Origin of the sequence: Janibacter endophyticus (assembly GCF_016888335.1) — a bacterium.
GTDB lineage: Bacteria > Actinomycetota > Actinomycetes > Actinomycetales > Dermatophilaceae > Marihabitans > Marihabitans endophyticum.
On the sequence record NZ_JAFEJG010000004.1, the window covers coordinates 2326525 to 2341026 of the forward strand.

General features: G+C 71.4%; 13 protein-coding genes. 3 read left to right on the forward strand and 10 right to left on the reverse strand.

The features are described from left to right. Positions 1-5 precede the first annotated feature (5 nt). From JNO54_RS11170 to JNO54_RS11190, 5 genes are all read right to left on the reverse strand, one after another. Entirely contained in the window at positions 6-2417 is a 2412-nt protein-coding gene (locus tag JNO54_RS11170; RefSeq protein ID WP_204144685.1) for a glycoside hydrolase family 65 protein, read from the reverse strand. Between the two features lie 35 nt (positions 2418-2452). After that, positions 2453-3166, reverse strand: a complete 714-nt coding sequence (locus JNO54_RS11175) for an HAD family hydrolase (RefSeq protein WP_204143967.1) — start codon at positions 3164-3166, stop codon at positions 2453-2455. 33 nt (positions 3167-3199) lie between these two features. Continuing rightward, positions 3200-3556: a hypothetical protein gene (locus JNO54_RS11180; RefSeq protein WP_204143968.1), complete on the reverse strand. Its 357-nt coding sequence runs from the start codon at positions 3554-3556 to the stop codon at positions 3200-3202. Continuing rightward, on the reverse strand, positions 3553-5013 hold the full coding sequence (gene hflX, locus JNO54_RS11185) for a GTPase HflX (protein ID WP_204143969.1): 1461 nt from the start codon (positions 5011-5013) through the stop codon (positions 3553-3555). Before hflX ends, JNO54_RS11180 begins: the two co-directional genes overlap by 4 nt. Before the next feature lie 115 nt (positions 5014-5128). Next, positions 5129-6835 carry a glycerol-3-phosphate dehydrogenase/oxidase gene (locus JNO54_RS11190; RefSeq protein ID WP_204143970.1) on the reverse strand — a complete coding sequence of 569 codons (1707 nt, stop codon included), beginning with the start codon at positions 6833-6835 and terminating at the stop codon, positions 5129-5131. 37 nt (positions 6836-6872) lie between these two features. On the opposite strand from JNO54_RS11190, the gene glpK reads away from it, so the two are divergent. Together glpK and JNO54_RS11200 are read left to right on the forward strand one after the other, a co-directional pair. Then, positions 6873-8405, forward strand: a complete 1533-nt coding sequence (glpK, locus tag JNO54_RS11195; protein ID WP_204143971.1) for a glycerol kinase GlpK — start codon at positions 6873-6875, stop codon at positions 8403-8405. Next, positions 8402-9007, forward strand: a complete 606-nt coding sequence (locus tag JNO54_RS11200; protein WP_204144686.1) for a class I SAM-dependent methyltransferase — start codon at positions 8402-8404, stop codon at positions 9005-9007. Before glpK ends, JNO54_RS11200 begins: the two co-directional genes overlap by 4 nt. Before the next feature lie 112 nt (positions 9008-9119). Here the strand turns inward: JNO54_RS11200 and ggt are convergent, their stop codons facing one another. From ggt to JNO54_RS11225, 5 genes are all read right to left on the reverse strand, one after another. Then, a complete protein-coding gene (ggt, locus tag JNO54_RS11205; RefSeq protein WP_307818181.1) occupies positions 9120-10844 on the reverse strand; it encodes a gamma-glutamyltransferase in 1725 nt (574 codons plus the stop codon). Positions 10845-11069: 225 nt separating this feature from the next. Then, positions 11070-11951 carry a diaminopimelate epimerase gene (gene dapF / locus JNO54_RS11210; protein WP_204143972.1) on the reverse strand — a complete coding sequence of 294 codons (882 nt, stop codon included), beginning with the start codon at positions 11949-11951 and terminating at the stop codon, positions 11070-11072. A 21-nt stretch (positions 11952-11972) separates the two neighbouring features. After that, positions 11973-12905, reverse strand: a complete 933-nt coding sequence (gene miaA, locus JNO54_RS11215) for a tRNA (adenosine(37)-N6)-dimethylallyltransferase MiaA (protein ID WP_204143973.1) — start codon at positions 12903-12905, stop codon at positions 11973-11975. Then, on the reverse strand, positions 12902-13486 hold the full coding sequence (gene def / locus JNO54_RS11220) for a peptide deformylase (RefSeq protein WP_204143974.1): 585 nt from the start codon (positions 13484-13486) through the stop codon (positions 12902-12904). Before def ends, miaA begins: the two co-directional genes overlap by 4 nt. Before the next feature lie 45 nt (positions 13487-13531). Further along, on the reverse strand, positions 13532-14074 hold the full coding sequence (locus tag JNO54_RS11225) for a YceI family protein (RefSeq protein ID WP_204143975.1): 543 nt from the start codon (positions 14072-14074) through the stop codon (positions 13532-13534). Between the two features lie 210 nt (positions 14075-14284). On the opposite strand from JNO54_RS11225, the gene JNO54_RS11230 reads away from it, so the two are divergent. Next, complete coding sequence (locus JNO54_RS11230; protein WP_204143976.1) at positions 14285-14470, forward strand: Rv0909 family putative TA system antitoxin; 186 nt, start codon at positions 14285-14287, stop codon at positions 14468-14470. Positions 14471-14502 lie beyond the last annotated feature (32 nt).

Genomic DNA, 14502 nt, shown 5'->3' on the forward strand with positions numbered 1-14502 from the left:
CCGCGTCAGTACGCCGACTCGGGCAGGTACATCGCCTCGTCGAGCCGGTCCTCGAGCCAGACCCGCACCGGCTCGCCGGCCCGGGCCACGTACGACTTGCCGCGGACGCTCACCTCGAGGTCGGGCCCGTCGACGATGCTGATCTCGAGCATCTCGCCGGTGAGGTCCACCTGGACCCGCGAGCCGCGCACCTTGAGCCGGTAGCGCATCCGGCTCCACTCGCGCGGCAGCCGGGGGTCGAAGGTGATGTTGCCGTCGAAGTCCCGCATCCCGCCGAAGCCCTGCACCAGGCTGGCCCACACTCCCCCGGTCGAGGCGACGTGCACCCCGTCCGCGGTGTTGCCGTGCAGGTCGTCGAGGTCGGTCCAGAGCGCGTTGTGGAAGTACGACAGCGCCTGATCGGGCAGCCCGACCTCGGCCGCCATGATCGACTGCACGACGGCAGAGAGGCTCGAGTCGCCCGTGGTGATCGGGTCGTAGTAGTCGAAGTCGCGACGCTTCTCCTCGGCGGTGAAGACGTCACCCTGAAGGTAGAGCGCGAGCACGACATCCGCCTGCTTGAGCACCTGGAAGCGGTAGATGACCAGCGGGTGGTAGTTGAGCAGGAGCGGACGCTTCTCCGGCGGGGTGCCCTGGACGTCCCACAGCTCCTTGCTGAGGAACTGGTCGTCCTGCGGGTGCACCCCGAGGGACTCGTCGTACGGGATGTACATCGCCGCCGCGCACTCCCACCACTCCTGGGCCTCCTCCTCGGAGAGACCGAGCCGGGTCCTCAGGGCCGCCGCCTCGGCCCCGGCGATCTCGTCGAGCCGCCGGACGACGTCCGCGGCACGCACGAGGTTGCCTCGGGCCATGACGTTGGTGAAGAGGTTGTTGTTGACGACCGTCGTGTACTCGTCCGGGCCGGTCACCCCGTGGATCTCGAAGGTCCGCGCCTCACCCTCGCCCCGCCAGAAGCCGAGGTCGGCCCACATGCGCGCCGTCTCGACGAGCACCTCGACGCCGTAGCGGGCCAGGAAGTCGAGGTCACCGCTGACGTCCACGTACTTCATGAGCGCGTACGAGATGTCGGCGTTGATGTGGTACTGCGCCGTGCCGGCCGCGTAGTACGCCGAGGCCTCCTCGCCGTTGATCGTGCGCCACGGGAAGAGGGCACCCTTGACCGCCAGCTCGGTCGCCCGCCGTCGGGCCTGCGGCAGCATCGCGATGCGCGCGAGGAGCACGCTGCGGGCGAGCTCGGGATGCGTGTGCACGAGGAAGGGGACGACGTAGATCTCGGTGTCCCAGAAGTAGTGGCCCTCGTAGCCCGAGCCGGTCACCCCCTTCGCCGCGACGCCCATCTGGTCGGTGCGCGCCGTCGCCTGGGCGAGCTGGAAGAGATTCCACCGGATCGCCTGCTGCAGCCCCGGCTCGCCCTCGACGACGATGTCCGAGTCGGCCCAGAAGCCGGTGAGCCAGCGGCGCTGGGCCTCCCGCAGGTACGCCACGCCGAGACGTCGCACGCGGTCGAGCGTCCGGCGGCCCCGGTCGGCGAGCTCGCGCACGGGCACACCGCGCGAGGTGTGGTACGCGACGGTCTTGACGATCGTGATCGGCTGCCCCTGGCGGGCGTCGACCTGGAAGACCTTGCGCGCGAGGTCTGGCTCGGTCGTCTCGATCGCGGTCCACGGGTTGTCCGTCTCGATCGTGTGCTCGGCCGCGACGGCGATCGTCATGCCCGAGGTCGCGGCGCGGTAGCCGAGGATCATCCGGCGCTCGTTGCACCAGTCGAGCTGGGGCTCGAGGACCCGGTGCTCGAAGGTGCCGCTCCTGCGCGGGTCGAATCCCTCACCCATCGCGGCCTCGGACGCGTAGTACTCGTCGCCGCCGTCCTGACGGTTGAGGATCTGGGACGAGACGACCACGGGGGCATCGCCCTCGAGCATCTCGATCTCCATCGTCATCACCGCGAGGTGGCGCTCGGTGAAGGAGACCATGCGGGAGGTGCGGATCCGCACCTTCTTGCGCGACGGGGTGGTCCACACGATCTCGCGGCGCAGGATCCCCTCGCGCATGTCGAGCGAGCGTTCGTAGTGCTGCAGGTCCGCCGTCGAGAGCAGCAGCGGCTCGTCGTCGACGTAGATCTTCATGAGCTTCGCGTCGGGGACGTTGACGATCGTCTGGCCGGTCTTCGCGAAGCCGTACGCCGCCTCGGGGTGCTGGATCTCCCAGGTCTCGTGGAAGCCGTTGACGAAGGTGCCGTGGGTGTAGGCGTTACGCCCCTCGGTCGGGTTGCCCCGCATGCCGAGGTAGCCGTTGCCGACCGCGAAGAGGGTCTCGTCGCGCCCCAGCGTGCTCTTGTCGGGAGCGCACTCGACGAGCCGCCACTCGTCGATCGGGAACCGCGTGCGGTCGATGGGGTCGGTGTCCGGCCCCATGCCCAGGGCGGTCGGGTCGACCGAGCCGTTCGGGCTCACGGGAGGATCTCCGCGAGGTCGCCCACGACGAGGTCGGCGCCGCGCTCGCGCAGGGTGTCGGCACCTGCGCCGCGGTCGACACCGACGACGAGCCCGAAGCCGCCCGCACGGCCGGCCTCGACGCCGGACTCGGCGTCCTCGAGGACGACGGAGCGCTCCCGGGTCACCCCGAGCCGCTCGGCAGCGGCGAGGAAGGTGTCGGGTGCCGGCTTGCCCGGCAGCCCGTCGGCCTTGGCGACCCGGCCGTCGACGACGACCGGGAATCGGTCGGCGATCCCGGCCGCCGCGAGGACCGCCGGCGCGTTCTGGCTCGACGAGACGACGGCGAGACGGACCCCCTTCGCCTCGAGGGCGTCGAGGAGGCGGACGGACCCCGGGTAGGCCTCCACACCATCCCGCTCGAGGACGGCGTTGAAGGCCTCGTTCTTGCGGTTGCCGAGACCGCAGACGCTCTGCTGCTCGGGCGAGTCCGAGGGGTCGCCCTCCGGCAGCTCGATGCCGCGTGACTCGAGGAACGAGCGCACGCCGTCGTACCGCGGCTTGCCGTCGACGTAGGCGTAGTAGTCGCGCTCCGTGTACGGGTCCTGGCCGTCCTGCCCGGCGAGGAAGTCGTTGAACATCTCCGACCAGGCCTGCATGTGCACGGTGGCCGTCGGGGTCAGGACCCCGTCGAGGTCGAAGAGTGCGGCGTCATAGCTGTTCCAGTCCACGCGCTCCAGCCTAAGAGCCGCGCGCGCAGATCCCTAAGCGGCCGGGGATGCGGCCGCGACGACCATGCTGCTCGTGACCCACAGGACGATCCCGGCGAGGGAGCCCGCGACGAAGATGCCAGGGCCGAGGCCACCGATCAGCCCCATGACGACGGCGAGCACGGGCGAGCCCGCGAGCAGCCCGACCACGACCCGGCGGGCCTTCGCCGAGAGCCGCAGCGGTCCGGCCGCGAGCCGCAGCGCGTTGGCCACGAGGAAGACCCCGACCCCCACGCCGACGACGGCCCACACCGTGGGGCTGTCCACCGTCCCGCCGAGCATCGCGAGCAGCCAGCAGGCGGAGCCGGCGGCGGCGAGGGCGGCACCGGCGGTCCGGGCGTCCGTGGTCATGCCCGGACGAAGGGGTTCAGCTCGGCCGCGAGGTCGCCCATGACCTTCGCGCGGACGCGGGTGCCCTCGGGGACGTGCTCCTCCTCGAGGATCTCGGCCTCCTCGTAGATCCGGGAGATGAGGTCGCCACGGTCGTAAGGGACGAGGACGTCGACCTCGTGGTCGGGCTGGGGCAGCTCCGCGCTGACGAGGGCGCGCAGCTCCTCGATCCCCCGGCCCGTGCGGGCCGAGACGGCGATGGAGTGCCGCTCGTGGCGCAGGATCCGGTCGACGACCTCGGGGTCGGCGGCGTCGGCCTTGTTGACGACGATGACCTCCTTGACGTCCGCGGCCTCGACGTCGGCGAGGACCGCGCGCACGGCGCTGATCTGGCCCTCGGGGTCGGGGTGGCTGCCGTCGACGACGTGGAGCAGGAGGTCGGCGTCGGCCGCCTCCTCGATCGTGCTACGGAAGGCCTCGACGAGCTGCGTCGGCAGGGCCCGGACGAAGCCGACGGTGTCGGCGAGCGTGTACTCGCGGCCCTCGGGGGTCTCGGTGCGACGCACCGTCGTGTCGAGCGTCGCGAAGAGCTGGTTGTCGACGAGGACGCCGGCGCTCGTCAGCCGGTTGAGCAGCGTCGACTTGCCGGCGTTGGTGTAGCCGACGATGACGACGGCAGGCACGTCGTGACGGGAGGCGCGGCGGGTGTCGCGGTGGGTCTTCATCGCGGCGAGCTCACGGCGGAGCTTGGCCATGCGCGTGTTGATCCGTCGACGGTCGAGCTCGATCTTCGTCTCACCGGGACCACGCGAGCCCATGCCCTGACCGCCGGCGGCCTGTCCACCGGCCTGCCGGGACATCGACTCACCCCAGCCACGCAGGCGCGGGAGCAGGTACTCCATCTGGGCCAGCTCGACCTGGGCCTTGCCCTCCTTGGACTTCGCGTGCTGGGCGAAGATGTCGAGGATCAGCGCGGTGCGGTCGATGACCTTGACCTTGACGACGTCCTCGAGGGCACGTCGCTGGCTCGGCGCGAGCTCGGTGTCGCAGATGACGGTGTCGGCGCCCTCGGCGACGACGATGTCGCGCAGCTCGGCGGCCTTGCCGGAGCCGAGGTAGGTGCCGGGGTCGGGGCGGTGGCGACGCTGGAGGACTCCGGCGAGGACCTCGGAGCCGGCGGTCTCGGCGAGCGCGGCGAGCTCGCGCAGGGAGTTCTCGGCGTCCTCGAGGGTGCCCTCGCCCCAGACGGAGGCCAGGACGACCCGCTCGAGGCGCAGCTGGCGGTACTCGACCTCGCTGATGTCCTCGAGCTCGGTCGAGAGCCCCTGGACACGGCGGAGAGAGGCGCGCTCCTCGCGGTCGAGCTGGTCGCCGTCGAAGCCGTCCTCGACGAGGAAGCCCTCGTCGTCGGTGGTGGGGTCCGCGAGCGCGCTGGCGCGGCGGGACAGGATGCGGTCGATGTTGCTGCGTTCGGTCATGTTCTCCTCAGGATCTCACTGGAGAACACCGGACGGCCACCGAATACTCCCCCTCACCCCTTCGTTGCGTCCGCCACCAGGGGTGTCCTGCCCCCACGGTGGCGGACGCAAGGGGTCAGCCGTGGGCGCGGACGCGCACGTCGGTGGCCTCGCCACGCATGGCGTCGGCCTTCTCGTCCTCGGTCATCGTCTGGCTGTCGATCTCGGCCTCCACCCGACGCTCGTAGTGGTCGATCTCCGATGCGGTCCGCGCCTCGTCCCAGCCCAGCTCCTCCGCCATGAGCGCTGCGGCGGCCCGTCCGGCGGCGACGCCACGGTCCGGGGTCTCGATGGAGATCCGGGTGCGGCGGGTCAGCACGTCGTTGAGGTGCAGCGCCGCCTCGTGCCGGGCGGCGTAGACGACCTCGACGGCGAGGTACTCCTCGGCGCCGGTGAGCGGGTCGGCGAGCTCGGGCCGCTCGGCCATGAGCGCGAAGAGCTCGTCGACCATCGAGCCGTAGCGGTCGAGCAGGTGGGTGACCCGCCACACCGGCATGTCGTGCCGACGGCTCAGCGTGTCGAGCTGGTTGACGAGCGCCTGGTAGCCCTCGGCGCCGAGGAGCGGGATGTGCTCGGTGACACTGTCCGGCACGCCCGGCGACAGGTCCTCGCGGGCGGCGTCGACGGCGTCTGCAGCCATGACCCGGTAGGTCGTGTACTTGCCCCCGGCGATCGAGACGAGACCGGGCTGCGGGCGGGCGACGGCGTGCTCGCGGCTCAGCTGCGAGGTCTCCTCGCTCTCCCCCGCCAGCAGCGGCCGGAGCCCGGCGTAGACGCCCTGGATGTCGTCGCGGGTGAGCGGCGTGAGCAGGACGGAGTTGACCTCGTCGAGGAGATAGTCGATGTCGGTGGCGGTCGCCGCCGGGTGGGCCCGGCTCAGCTCCCAGTCGGTGTCGGTCGTCCCGATGATCCAGTGGGTGCCCCACGGGATGCAGAAGAGGACCGAGGTCGCGGTGCGCAGGATGAGGCCGGTCTCGGAGTTGATCCGGTCCCGCGCGACGACGATGTGCACGCCCTTGCTCGCCCGGACGTGGAAGCGGCCGCGCCCACCGGCCATCCGCTGGATGTCGTCGGTCCACACCCCGGTGCAGTTGATGACGACCTCGGCGTCGACGTCGACCTGCTCGCCCGTCTCGACGTCCATGACGGTCGCGCCGACGACCCGCTCCCCCGCGTTGCGCAGGCCGACGACCTTGGCCGAGCTGAGCACCGTCGCCCCGTAGGCCGCCGCCGTGCGGACGACCGTGAAGGTGTGCCGCGCGTCGTCGCACTGGGCGTCGTGGTACATCAGTCCGCCGTGGTGGACACCGGGCCTGAGGGCCGGCGCGATCTTGCGCACGCCCCCCTTCGTCAGCTGCTTGGTGCGCGGCACGGAGCGGGAGCCGCCCATCGTGTCGTACATCGTCAGGCCCGCCGTGACGTACGGCCGCTCCCACACCGCGTGCTCGAGCGGGTAGAGGAAGGAGACCGGCTTCACGAGGTGCGGCGCGATCCGGGTGAGCATGAGCTCGCGCTCTTTGAGCGCCTCCCGGACGAGCGCGAAGTTCATCTGCTCGAGGTAGCGGACCCCGCCGTGGAAGAGCTTGCTCGAGCGGCTCGAGGTCCCAGAGGCGAAGTCCCGCTGCTCGACGAGCGCCACCCGCAGGCCACGCGTCGCCGCGTCGAGGGCCACCCCGGCCCCCGTGACACCCCCGCCGATCACGAGGACGTCGAACTGCTCCTCGGCGAGCCGCCGCCAGGCGGACTCGCGGTACGCACCGTCAAGTCGGGTCGGCACAGGCATGGGTCCACGGTACGGCCCACCTGCCAGACTGCCGCCCATGACCCCTTCGCAGACCTACGTCCTCGCGATCGACCAGGGCACGACGAGCACCCGGGCGATGATCTTCGACCGGGCCGGCGAGGTCATCGCCGTCGACCAGCTCGAGCACGAGCAGATCTTCCCGCGGGCCGGGTGGGTCGAGCACGACGCACTCGAGATCTGGCGCAACACGCGCGAGGTCATCGGCGGCGCCCTCGGCAAGGCCAACTTCAACAGCCGGCACATCGCCTCGATCGGCATCACCAACCAGCGCGAGACCGTCGTCGTGTGGGAGAAGGCCACCGGCCGGCCGATCTGCAACGCCATCGTCTGGCAGGACACCCGGACGCAGAGGCTCGTCGACGAGCTCGGCGGGGACGCCGGCCCGGACCGGTGGAAGGAGACCGTCGGCCTGCCGCTGGCGACCTACTTCTCCGGCCCGAAGATCCGCTGGATCCTCGACAACGTCGACGGCGCCCGAGAGCGCGCCGAGGCCGGCGAGCTGCTCGCCGGGACGATGGACACCTGGGTGCTGTGGAACCTCACCGGCGGCGCCGACAACGACGGCATCCACGTCACCGACGTCACCAACGCCTCGCGCACGATGCTCATGGACCTGCGCACGCTGCAGTGGGACGAGCAGATCGCGGCTGACATGGGTGTCCCCCTCGCGATGCTCCCCGAGATCCGCTCCTCCTCCGAGGTCTACGGCGAGTGCAAGCCGGGCGTGCTCAACGGCACCCCCGTCGCCGGCATCCTCGGCGACCAGCAGGCGGCCACCTTCGGCCAGGCCTGCCTGACCCCCGGGACGGCGAAGAACACCTACGGCACCGGCTGCTTCATGCTGCTCAACACCGGCGAGGAGGTCGTGACGAGCGACAACGGCCTGCTCACCACGGTCTGCTACCAGCTCGGCGACGGCAAGCCGGTCTACGCGCTCGAGGGCTCGATCGCCGTCGCCGGGTCGCTCGTGCAGTGGGTCCGCGACAACCTCGGGATGATCGACGACGCGAGCGAGATCGAGGGGCTGGCCACGCAGGTCGAGGACAACGGCGGCGCCTACATCGTCCCCGCCTTCTCCGGGCTCTTCGCCCCGCACTGGCGCCCCGACGCGCGGGGCGCGATCGTCGGGCTGACCCGCTACGTCAACAAGCACCACCTCGCCCGGTCGGTCCTCGAGTCCACCGCCTTCCAGACCATGGAGGTGCTCGAGGCGATGCGCGCCGACGCCGCCCGCTCCGGCGGGCGGCTCACCGAGCTCAAGGTCGACGGCGGCATGGTCGCCAACGAGACCCTCATGCAGTTCCAGGCCGACATCCTCCACCTCGACGTCGTCCGCCCCAAGGTCGCCGAGACGACCGCGCTCGGGGCGGCCTACGCCGCCGGCCTGGCCGTCGGCTACTGGGAGTCGACCGACGAGATCGAGGAGAACTGGCAGGAGGACCGCCGCTGGACCCCGCAGATGGACGAAGGGGTGAGAGGTCGCCTCTCCCGGAGCTGGAAGAAGGCCGTGACGAAGACCCTCGACTGGGTCGACGAGGACGTGGACTGAGGCCCGTGGAGCACTACTTCACCGCCGACGAGCCGGCCACGCAGGCCGAGCGGCGGCCCCTTCGCCTCATCCTGGCCGGGCGCGAGGTCACCGTCGAGACCGCGGGCGGGATCTTCTCCCCCGGCGGGCTCGACAAGGCCACGGCGATCCTGCTCGACGAGGTGCCGGCCCCGCCCCTGTCGGGCAACGCCCTCGACCTCGGTTGCGGCTGGGGGCCGATCGCCCTCACCGTGGCGCTGCGCTCCCCCGACCTCGACGTCACCGCCGTCGACGTCAGCGAGCGGGCCCTCGACCTCACCCGGCGCAATGCTGCGGCCTTGGGCTGCGACCGGGTCACGGCGCTGCGCCCCGAGGACGTCCCGGCGGAGGCGTCCTTCGACGTCATCTGGTCCAACCCGCCGATCCGGATCGGCAAGGCCGCCCTGCACGAGCTGCTCCGGACCTGGCTGCCGCGACTGTCTCCCGACGGCGAGGCCTGGCTCGTCGTCGGCAAGAACCTCGGCGCCGACTCGCTCCAGCGCTGGGTCGAGGGTGAGCTCGGGCTGCGGTGCACCCGCGAGGGTTCGTCGAAGGGCTTCCGCGTCCTGCGGGTCACCCGCTAGTCACTCCGTCGGCTCGACCACCATCGCCGACCCGCCACCGCGGCGGCTCGTCTCTGCTGCCGCCTCGAGGTCGTCGCGGGCCCAGCGCCGGATCGCGACGGCGGCACCGATCTCACGGCTCTGCGAGAGCCGGTGACCCTTGGCGCGGAGCTCGTCGCCGATCGGTCCCGCGAAGATCGCCGGCTCGGCGCTCTCGGTCCCGTTGCGCGACGAGAGCCGGGGCGCCGCGACCGCGTCGACGAGCGGCAGACCCCGGGTCCACGTGACCGAGGATGATCTGGGCGACCGTCGTGATGATCGTTGCGCCGCCCGGGCTGCCCACCGACAGGTAGGCCTGGCCGTCGTCGAGCACGATCGTCGGGCTCATCGAGCTGCGGGGCCGCTTGCCGGGGCCGGGCAGGTTGGGGTCGGGGACCCCCGCGGTGCCGGGCACGAAGTTGAAGTCGGTCAGCTCGTTGTTGAGGATGAAGCCGTAGCCCGGCACGGTGATGCCCGACCCGCCCGTCTGCTCGATCGTCAGCGTGTAGCTCACCGCGTTGCCCCACCGGTCGACGACCGACAGCGAGGTCGTCGACTGGCCGTCCGACGGCAGCCGGGTGGTGCCCGCCGCGTCCGCGCAGTCCTCGTACGAGCCGTCCGGGGAGCCGAAGGGGACGGGCCGGGTCATCGCGCGGTCCTCGTCGAAGAGGCAGGAGCGCTCACGGGCGAAGTCCTCGCTGAGTAGTTCGTCCGTCGGGACGCCCGGGACGTCGCCGACGTACCGGTTGCGGTCGGCGAAGGCGGTCGCGGAGGCCTCGCTGAACCAGTGGAGGTACTCGGCCTCGGGCAGGTCGGCCACCTGCTCGCCGGTGCGCTCCTCGTAGGCCCGCAGGAGGTTGAGGATCTCCCCGACGGCGATGCCGCCCGAGCTCGGTGAGCGCATGCCGTAGACGTCGAGGCCGCGGTGCGTGCTGTGGGTCGGTGCCAGGTCGCGGGCCTCGTAGGCCCGGAGGTCACCGGTCGTCATCTCCCCCTGCGGGACGCTCACGCCCGAGGCGGTCGACGGGTCGCGGACCTCGTCGACGACCGCCCGGCCCATCTGGCCCGAGTAGAGGACGTTGACCCCCTTCGTCCTCAGCTCGCGGTAGGCGCGCGCCATGTCGGGGTTGCGGAAGACCGAGCCGACCGCCGGTGCCTGACCGTCGCGCAGGTAGACCCGCGCCGTCTCCGGGAACATCGAGAAGCGCTCGGCGTTGTCGGCCGTCTGGTCGTGGAAGGTCTGGTCGACGACGAAGCCCTTGCGGGCGATCGTCTCGGCCGGCTTGAGGAGCGGGCCGAGGCGCTGGGTGCCCCACCGCTCGGACGCCCGCTGCCAGGTGGCCGGCGTGCCTGGGACCCCGACGGACAGTCCTGAGTTCACCACCGTCATGAAGTCCATCGCCGTGCCGTCCGGGTTGGTGAAGGTCCCGGCGTCGTACGTCATCGGTGCGGTCTCGCGCCCGTCGATCGTCGCAACCTGCCGCGTCGCGGCGTCGTAGTGGACGAAGAAGCCACCGCCGCCGATCCCGGCGCTGTAGGGCTCGGTGACGCCCAGGGCTGCCGCGGTCGCGATCGCCGCGTCCGTGGCGTTGCCCCCACGCTCGAGGACGTCGATGCCCACCTGGCTCGCGACCGGGTCGACGCTGGAGACCGCGCCACCGGCACCACGCATCACCGGGACCTTGGGCAGGTCGTGCCCGACGGGCGGTGGGCCGGGCGGGTGGGGCCGTGCGCTCGACCCTGCCGTGGCTGGGCTGGTGAGGGTCGCCGCGAGGCCGGCAGCGGTGACGAGGGCGAGGAGGCTACGTGTGGGCTGCATCACACGACGGTATGGCCGGCCGAGCGGGTCGGCAACCGGGGACGGACGAGCGGTTCGGCGCCGACCTGCAGCGCGACGATGACGAGCACAGCCACTGACCGGGCAGCGACCCGCGCACCGAGAAGGCGACGAGGACGACCCACGCGCGGGGTCCGGGGGGGGTCGCCGCGGCGACGCCGAGACCGACCGCGAGGGTGACGGCCTCGCCGGATCAGGGCACGCAGGTCACGGCAGGTCGAGCAGCCCCGTCTCCCCGTCGGCGACGAGGACGGCCGGCCCGGCGAGCTCGACCTCACGAGCGGGCAGGGACCGGACGGTGAGCGAGCCGCCGGGGACGTCGACCTGCCAGATCGTGCTCTCGTCGTGCGAGCCCGACCAGAAGCCCATGGCCAGCGCAGCGGCGCAGACTCCCGTCCCGCAGGAGCGCGTCTCGCCGACGCCCCGCTCGTAGACCCGCATCGCAAGACGCCCCGGCCCGAGCGGCCGGACGAACTCGACGTTGCTCCCCTCCGTCGGCGCGGGGCGCACGAGCGGGGCCTTGGAGAGGTCGAGCCCCTCGAGGCTCACCTCGGGCGGCAGCGCGACGACGGTGTGCGGGTTGCCCACGTCGATCGAGACGGCGGAATAGGGCTCGTCGATGTCCTCGGCCTCGGGGACGTGGACGAGGGCGTCGAAGCCGTCGGCCTGGGCCCTCGTCTCGTCGCCGAAGCTCCACCGGCCCATGTGGGTGACGATCTGGTCGCCCTCGAAGCGCACCCGCCGGGCACCGGCGCGCGTGGCGATCGTCGTCTCGCCGTCCCCGATGAGCCCTTCGCGGCGCAGCCACGCGGCGAAGACCCGGGTCCCGTTGCCGCACATCTGCGCGGTCGAGCCGTCGGCGTTGCGGTAGTCCATGAACCACTCGGCCTCGGCGGCCTGGGCCCGGACGTCATCCTCGGCGGCGTGGACGGTGCGCACCACCCGGATGACCCCGTCGGCCCCGATCCCCGCGTGCCGGTCAGCGAGCAGAGCGACCTGCGAAGGGGTGAGGTCGAGGGTCCCGTCGAGGTCAGGGACGAGGACGAAGTCGTTCTCGGTCCCGTGCCCCTTGGTGAATCGCAGCGTCATGGGCCAATCGTCGCAGACCGGTCAGCGGCGTGACCGGTCGCCGGCGACGACGGCCACGGCCTGGTCGACGAGATCCGGCGCGGCCGCGTCGAGCCACCGGACGCGCGGGTCGGGCCTCAGCCACGACTCCTGCCGTCGGGCGTAGCGACGAGTGGCCGCCTGGGTCGAGGCGATCGCCTCGTCGCGGCTCGTCTGTCCGTCGAGCTCCGCGAGGGCCTGGGCGTAGCCGATCGCCCGGCTGGCCGTCCTCCCGTCGCGCAGCCCGGCCGGCTCGAGCCGGCGCACCTCGTCGAGGAGTCCGTCGGCCCACATCTGCTCCACCCGGCGCTCGATGCGCTCGGTGAGCGCGTCCCAGTCGTCGCGCAGGCCGACGACGACAGAGGGACGCACGTAGGTCTTCGTGGGGGCGGTCGCCGAGAAGGGGCGGCCGGTGATCTCGATGACCTCGAGCGCCCGGATGATCCGGCGGATGTTGTTGCTCTGGATCGCTTGTGCCGCAGCCGGGTCGAGTCGACGCAGCTCCTCGCGCAGGGCGTCGTCCTCGCCCGCGGCGCTGCGCGCCTCGAGCCGTGCCCGAACCGCGCGGTCCGCCGGCGGGATGTCGAGCTCGTCGAGAGCGGCCCGGACGTACAGCCCCGACCCGCCGGCGAGCACGGGCACGCCGCCTCGCTCGCGGATCCCGGCGATCGCCGCCCGCGACATCTCCTGGTAGGCCGCCAACGTCGACTCGTCGGTGACCTCGAGGACGTCGAGGAGATGGTGGGGGATCCCCCTTCGCTCCTCCTCTGGCAGCTTGGCCGTCCCGATGTCCATGCCGCGGTAGAGCTGCATGGAGTCGGCGTTGACGACCTCCCCACCGAGCCGCTCCGCGAGGTCGAGGGCCAGCCCGGACTTGCCGGTGGCGGTCGCACCGACGACCGCGACGACCTCGACCGCGGGAGCCTCGGGGATCATTCGTCGTCGTCGTGACCGAAGGGGTCGCGGTCCGCGCCGGGCATCCACGTGTGGCCGGGGACGCCCCAGCCCTCGGCCTTGACCGCCTTGCGGGCCTTCTTGAGCCAGCGCTCCCCCAGCCGGTCGACGTAGAGGAAGCCGTTGAGGTGGTCGTACTCGTGCTGCATGCACCGCGCGAACCAGCCGGTGGCGGTGAAGTCGAGCTCGTTGCCGTCGACGTCCCAGCCGGTGACGTGGGCGCTCTCGCCACGGCGCAGGGGGAAGGAGTATCCGGGGACGGAGAGGCAGCCCTCGGACTCGTGGTCGCGGTCGGGCTCGCCGGCGACCGGCTTGGAGGCCTTGACGAAGGGGTTGATGACGTGGCCGAGCGTCGGCACGCCGTCGTTGTTCTCCATCGACCACGTGTAGATGCGCAGGCCGACCCCGACCTGGGGGGCGGCGAGGCCCACGCCGTTCGCGGCCTCCTGCGTCTCGTACATGTCCTGCACGAGGGTGCGGATCTCGTCGTCGATGGTCTCGACGGCCTGGGCGCGGGTGTGGAGGACGGGTTCTCCGGAGATGACGATGGGGCGGATGGTCATGACGGGGATTCTCCCATCCGACCATCCGCCCCAGAGCGAGGTGGGTCAGGCCTGCTTGATGGCCGACACGTCGAGGGTCAGCGTGACCTTCTTGGAGACGAGGACGCCACCGGTCTCGAGCGCGGCGTTCCAGGTCAGGCCCCAGTCCTCACGCTCGACATCGGTCTTCGCCGAGAAGCCGATGCGGGTGTTGCCGAAGGGGTCCTGCGCGGTGCCCTCGTACTCGGCCTTGAGCTCGACCGGCTTGGTGATGCCCTTGATCGTCAGGTCGCCGACGAGGACGAAGTCGTCGCCCTTGACGTCCTTGACGCCGGTGGAGACGAAGGTGATGTCCGGGTTGGTGTCGGCGTCGAAGAAGTCGGCCGACTTGAGGTGTCCGTCGCGGTCGGCGTTGCCGGAGTCGACGGAGGCGACCTTCATCGTCGCGTTGGCCGTGGAGGCGGCGAAGTCGTCGGCGACGACGATCTGGCCCTCGACGTCCCGGAAGTAGCCGCGCACCTTGGTGACCATGGCGTGGCGAGCGGTGAAGCTGACCTCGGTGTGGCTCGGGTCGATGGCGTAGGTGCCGGCGGGGATGCTGGTGCTCATGAGGACTCCTGGGAGATGGTCTTCGGACGGCCGTGGGCCGGGGCGCTGGGTGCGCCGCTGGTCAGAATAATAGTTGATGGTTTGATTATTTCGCAAGTTGAACCGTCAACTTCTCTGGGGTGCGCCCATCCGTTGCCTTGCCCGCGCACCTGTGGTTCCGTGGGGGTGGGCGCTGCAACCGCAGCGCCGCACCGCACGGAAGGAGCACGCATGGGCATCTTCGACAGCGCCAAGGACAAGGCCGCCGAGCTCAACGAGCAGCACGGCGACAAGATCGAGGAGCACTCGGACGCGGGCCTGGACAAGGCCGGCGAGTTCGCCGAGGGCAAGGGCGTCGGCGCCGAGCACGTCGAGAAGGGTCGCACGGCCGCGGACGGCCGCATCGGCAGCGAGTGACTCGCTCCTCCTGAGCAGCACGAAGGGGGGAT

Excerpts from the sequence above, each read along its gene's own strand:
- def (WP_204143974.1), bottom strand. The coding sequence starts at position 13,486 with ATGACCATCCGCCCCATCGTCATCTCCGGAGAACCCGTCCTCCACACC.
- JNO54_RS11170 (WP_204144685.1), bottom strand. The coding sequence starts at position 2,417 with ATGGGGCCGGACACCGACCCCATCGACCGCACGCGGTTCCCGATCGAC.
- glpK (WP_204143971.1), top strand. The coding sequence starts at position 6,873 with ATGACCCCTTCGCAGACCTACGTCCTCGCGATCGACCAGGGCACGACG.
- JNO54_RS11225 (WP_204143975.1), bottom strand. The coding sequence starts at position 14,074 with ATGAGCACCAGCATCCCCGCCGGCACCTACGCCATCGACCCGAGCCAC.
- JNO54_RS11180 (WP_204143968.1), bottom strand. The coding sequence starts at position 3,556 with ATGACCACGGACGCCCGGACCGCCGGTGCCGCCCTCGCCGCCGCCGGC.
- JNO54_RS11230 (WP_204143976.1), top strand. The coding sequence starts at position 14,285 with ATGGGCATCTTCGACAGCGCCAAGGACAAGGCCGCCGAGCTCAACGAG.
- miaA (WP_204143973.1), bottom strand. The coding sequence starts at position 12,905 with ATGATCCCCGAGGCTCCCGCGGTCGAGGTCGTCGCGGTCGTCGGTGCG.
- JNO54_RS11190 (WP_204143970.1), bottom strand. The coding sequence starts at position 6,835 with ATGCCTGTGCCGACCCGACTTGACGGTGCGTACCGCGAGTCCGCCTGG.
- hflX (WP_204143969.1), bottom strand. The coding sequence starts at position 5,013 with ATGACCGAACGCAGCAACATCGACCGCATCCTGTCCCGCCGCGCCAGC.
- dapF (WP_204143972.1), bottom strand. The coding sequence starts at position 11,951 with ATGACGCTGCGATTCACCAAGGGGCACGGGACCGAGAACGACTTCGTC.
- ggt (WP_307818181.1), bottom strand. The coding sequence starts at position 10,844 with ATGCAGCCCACACGTAGCCTCCTCGCCCTCGTCACCGCTGCCGGCCTC.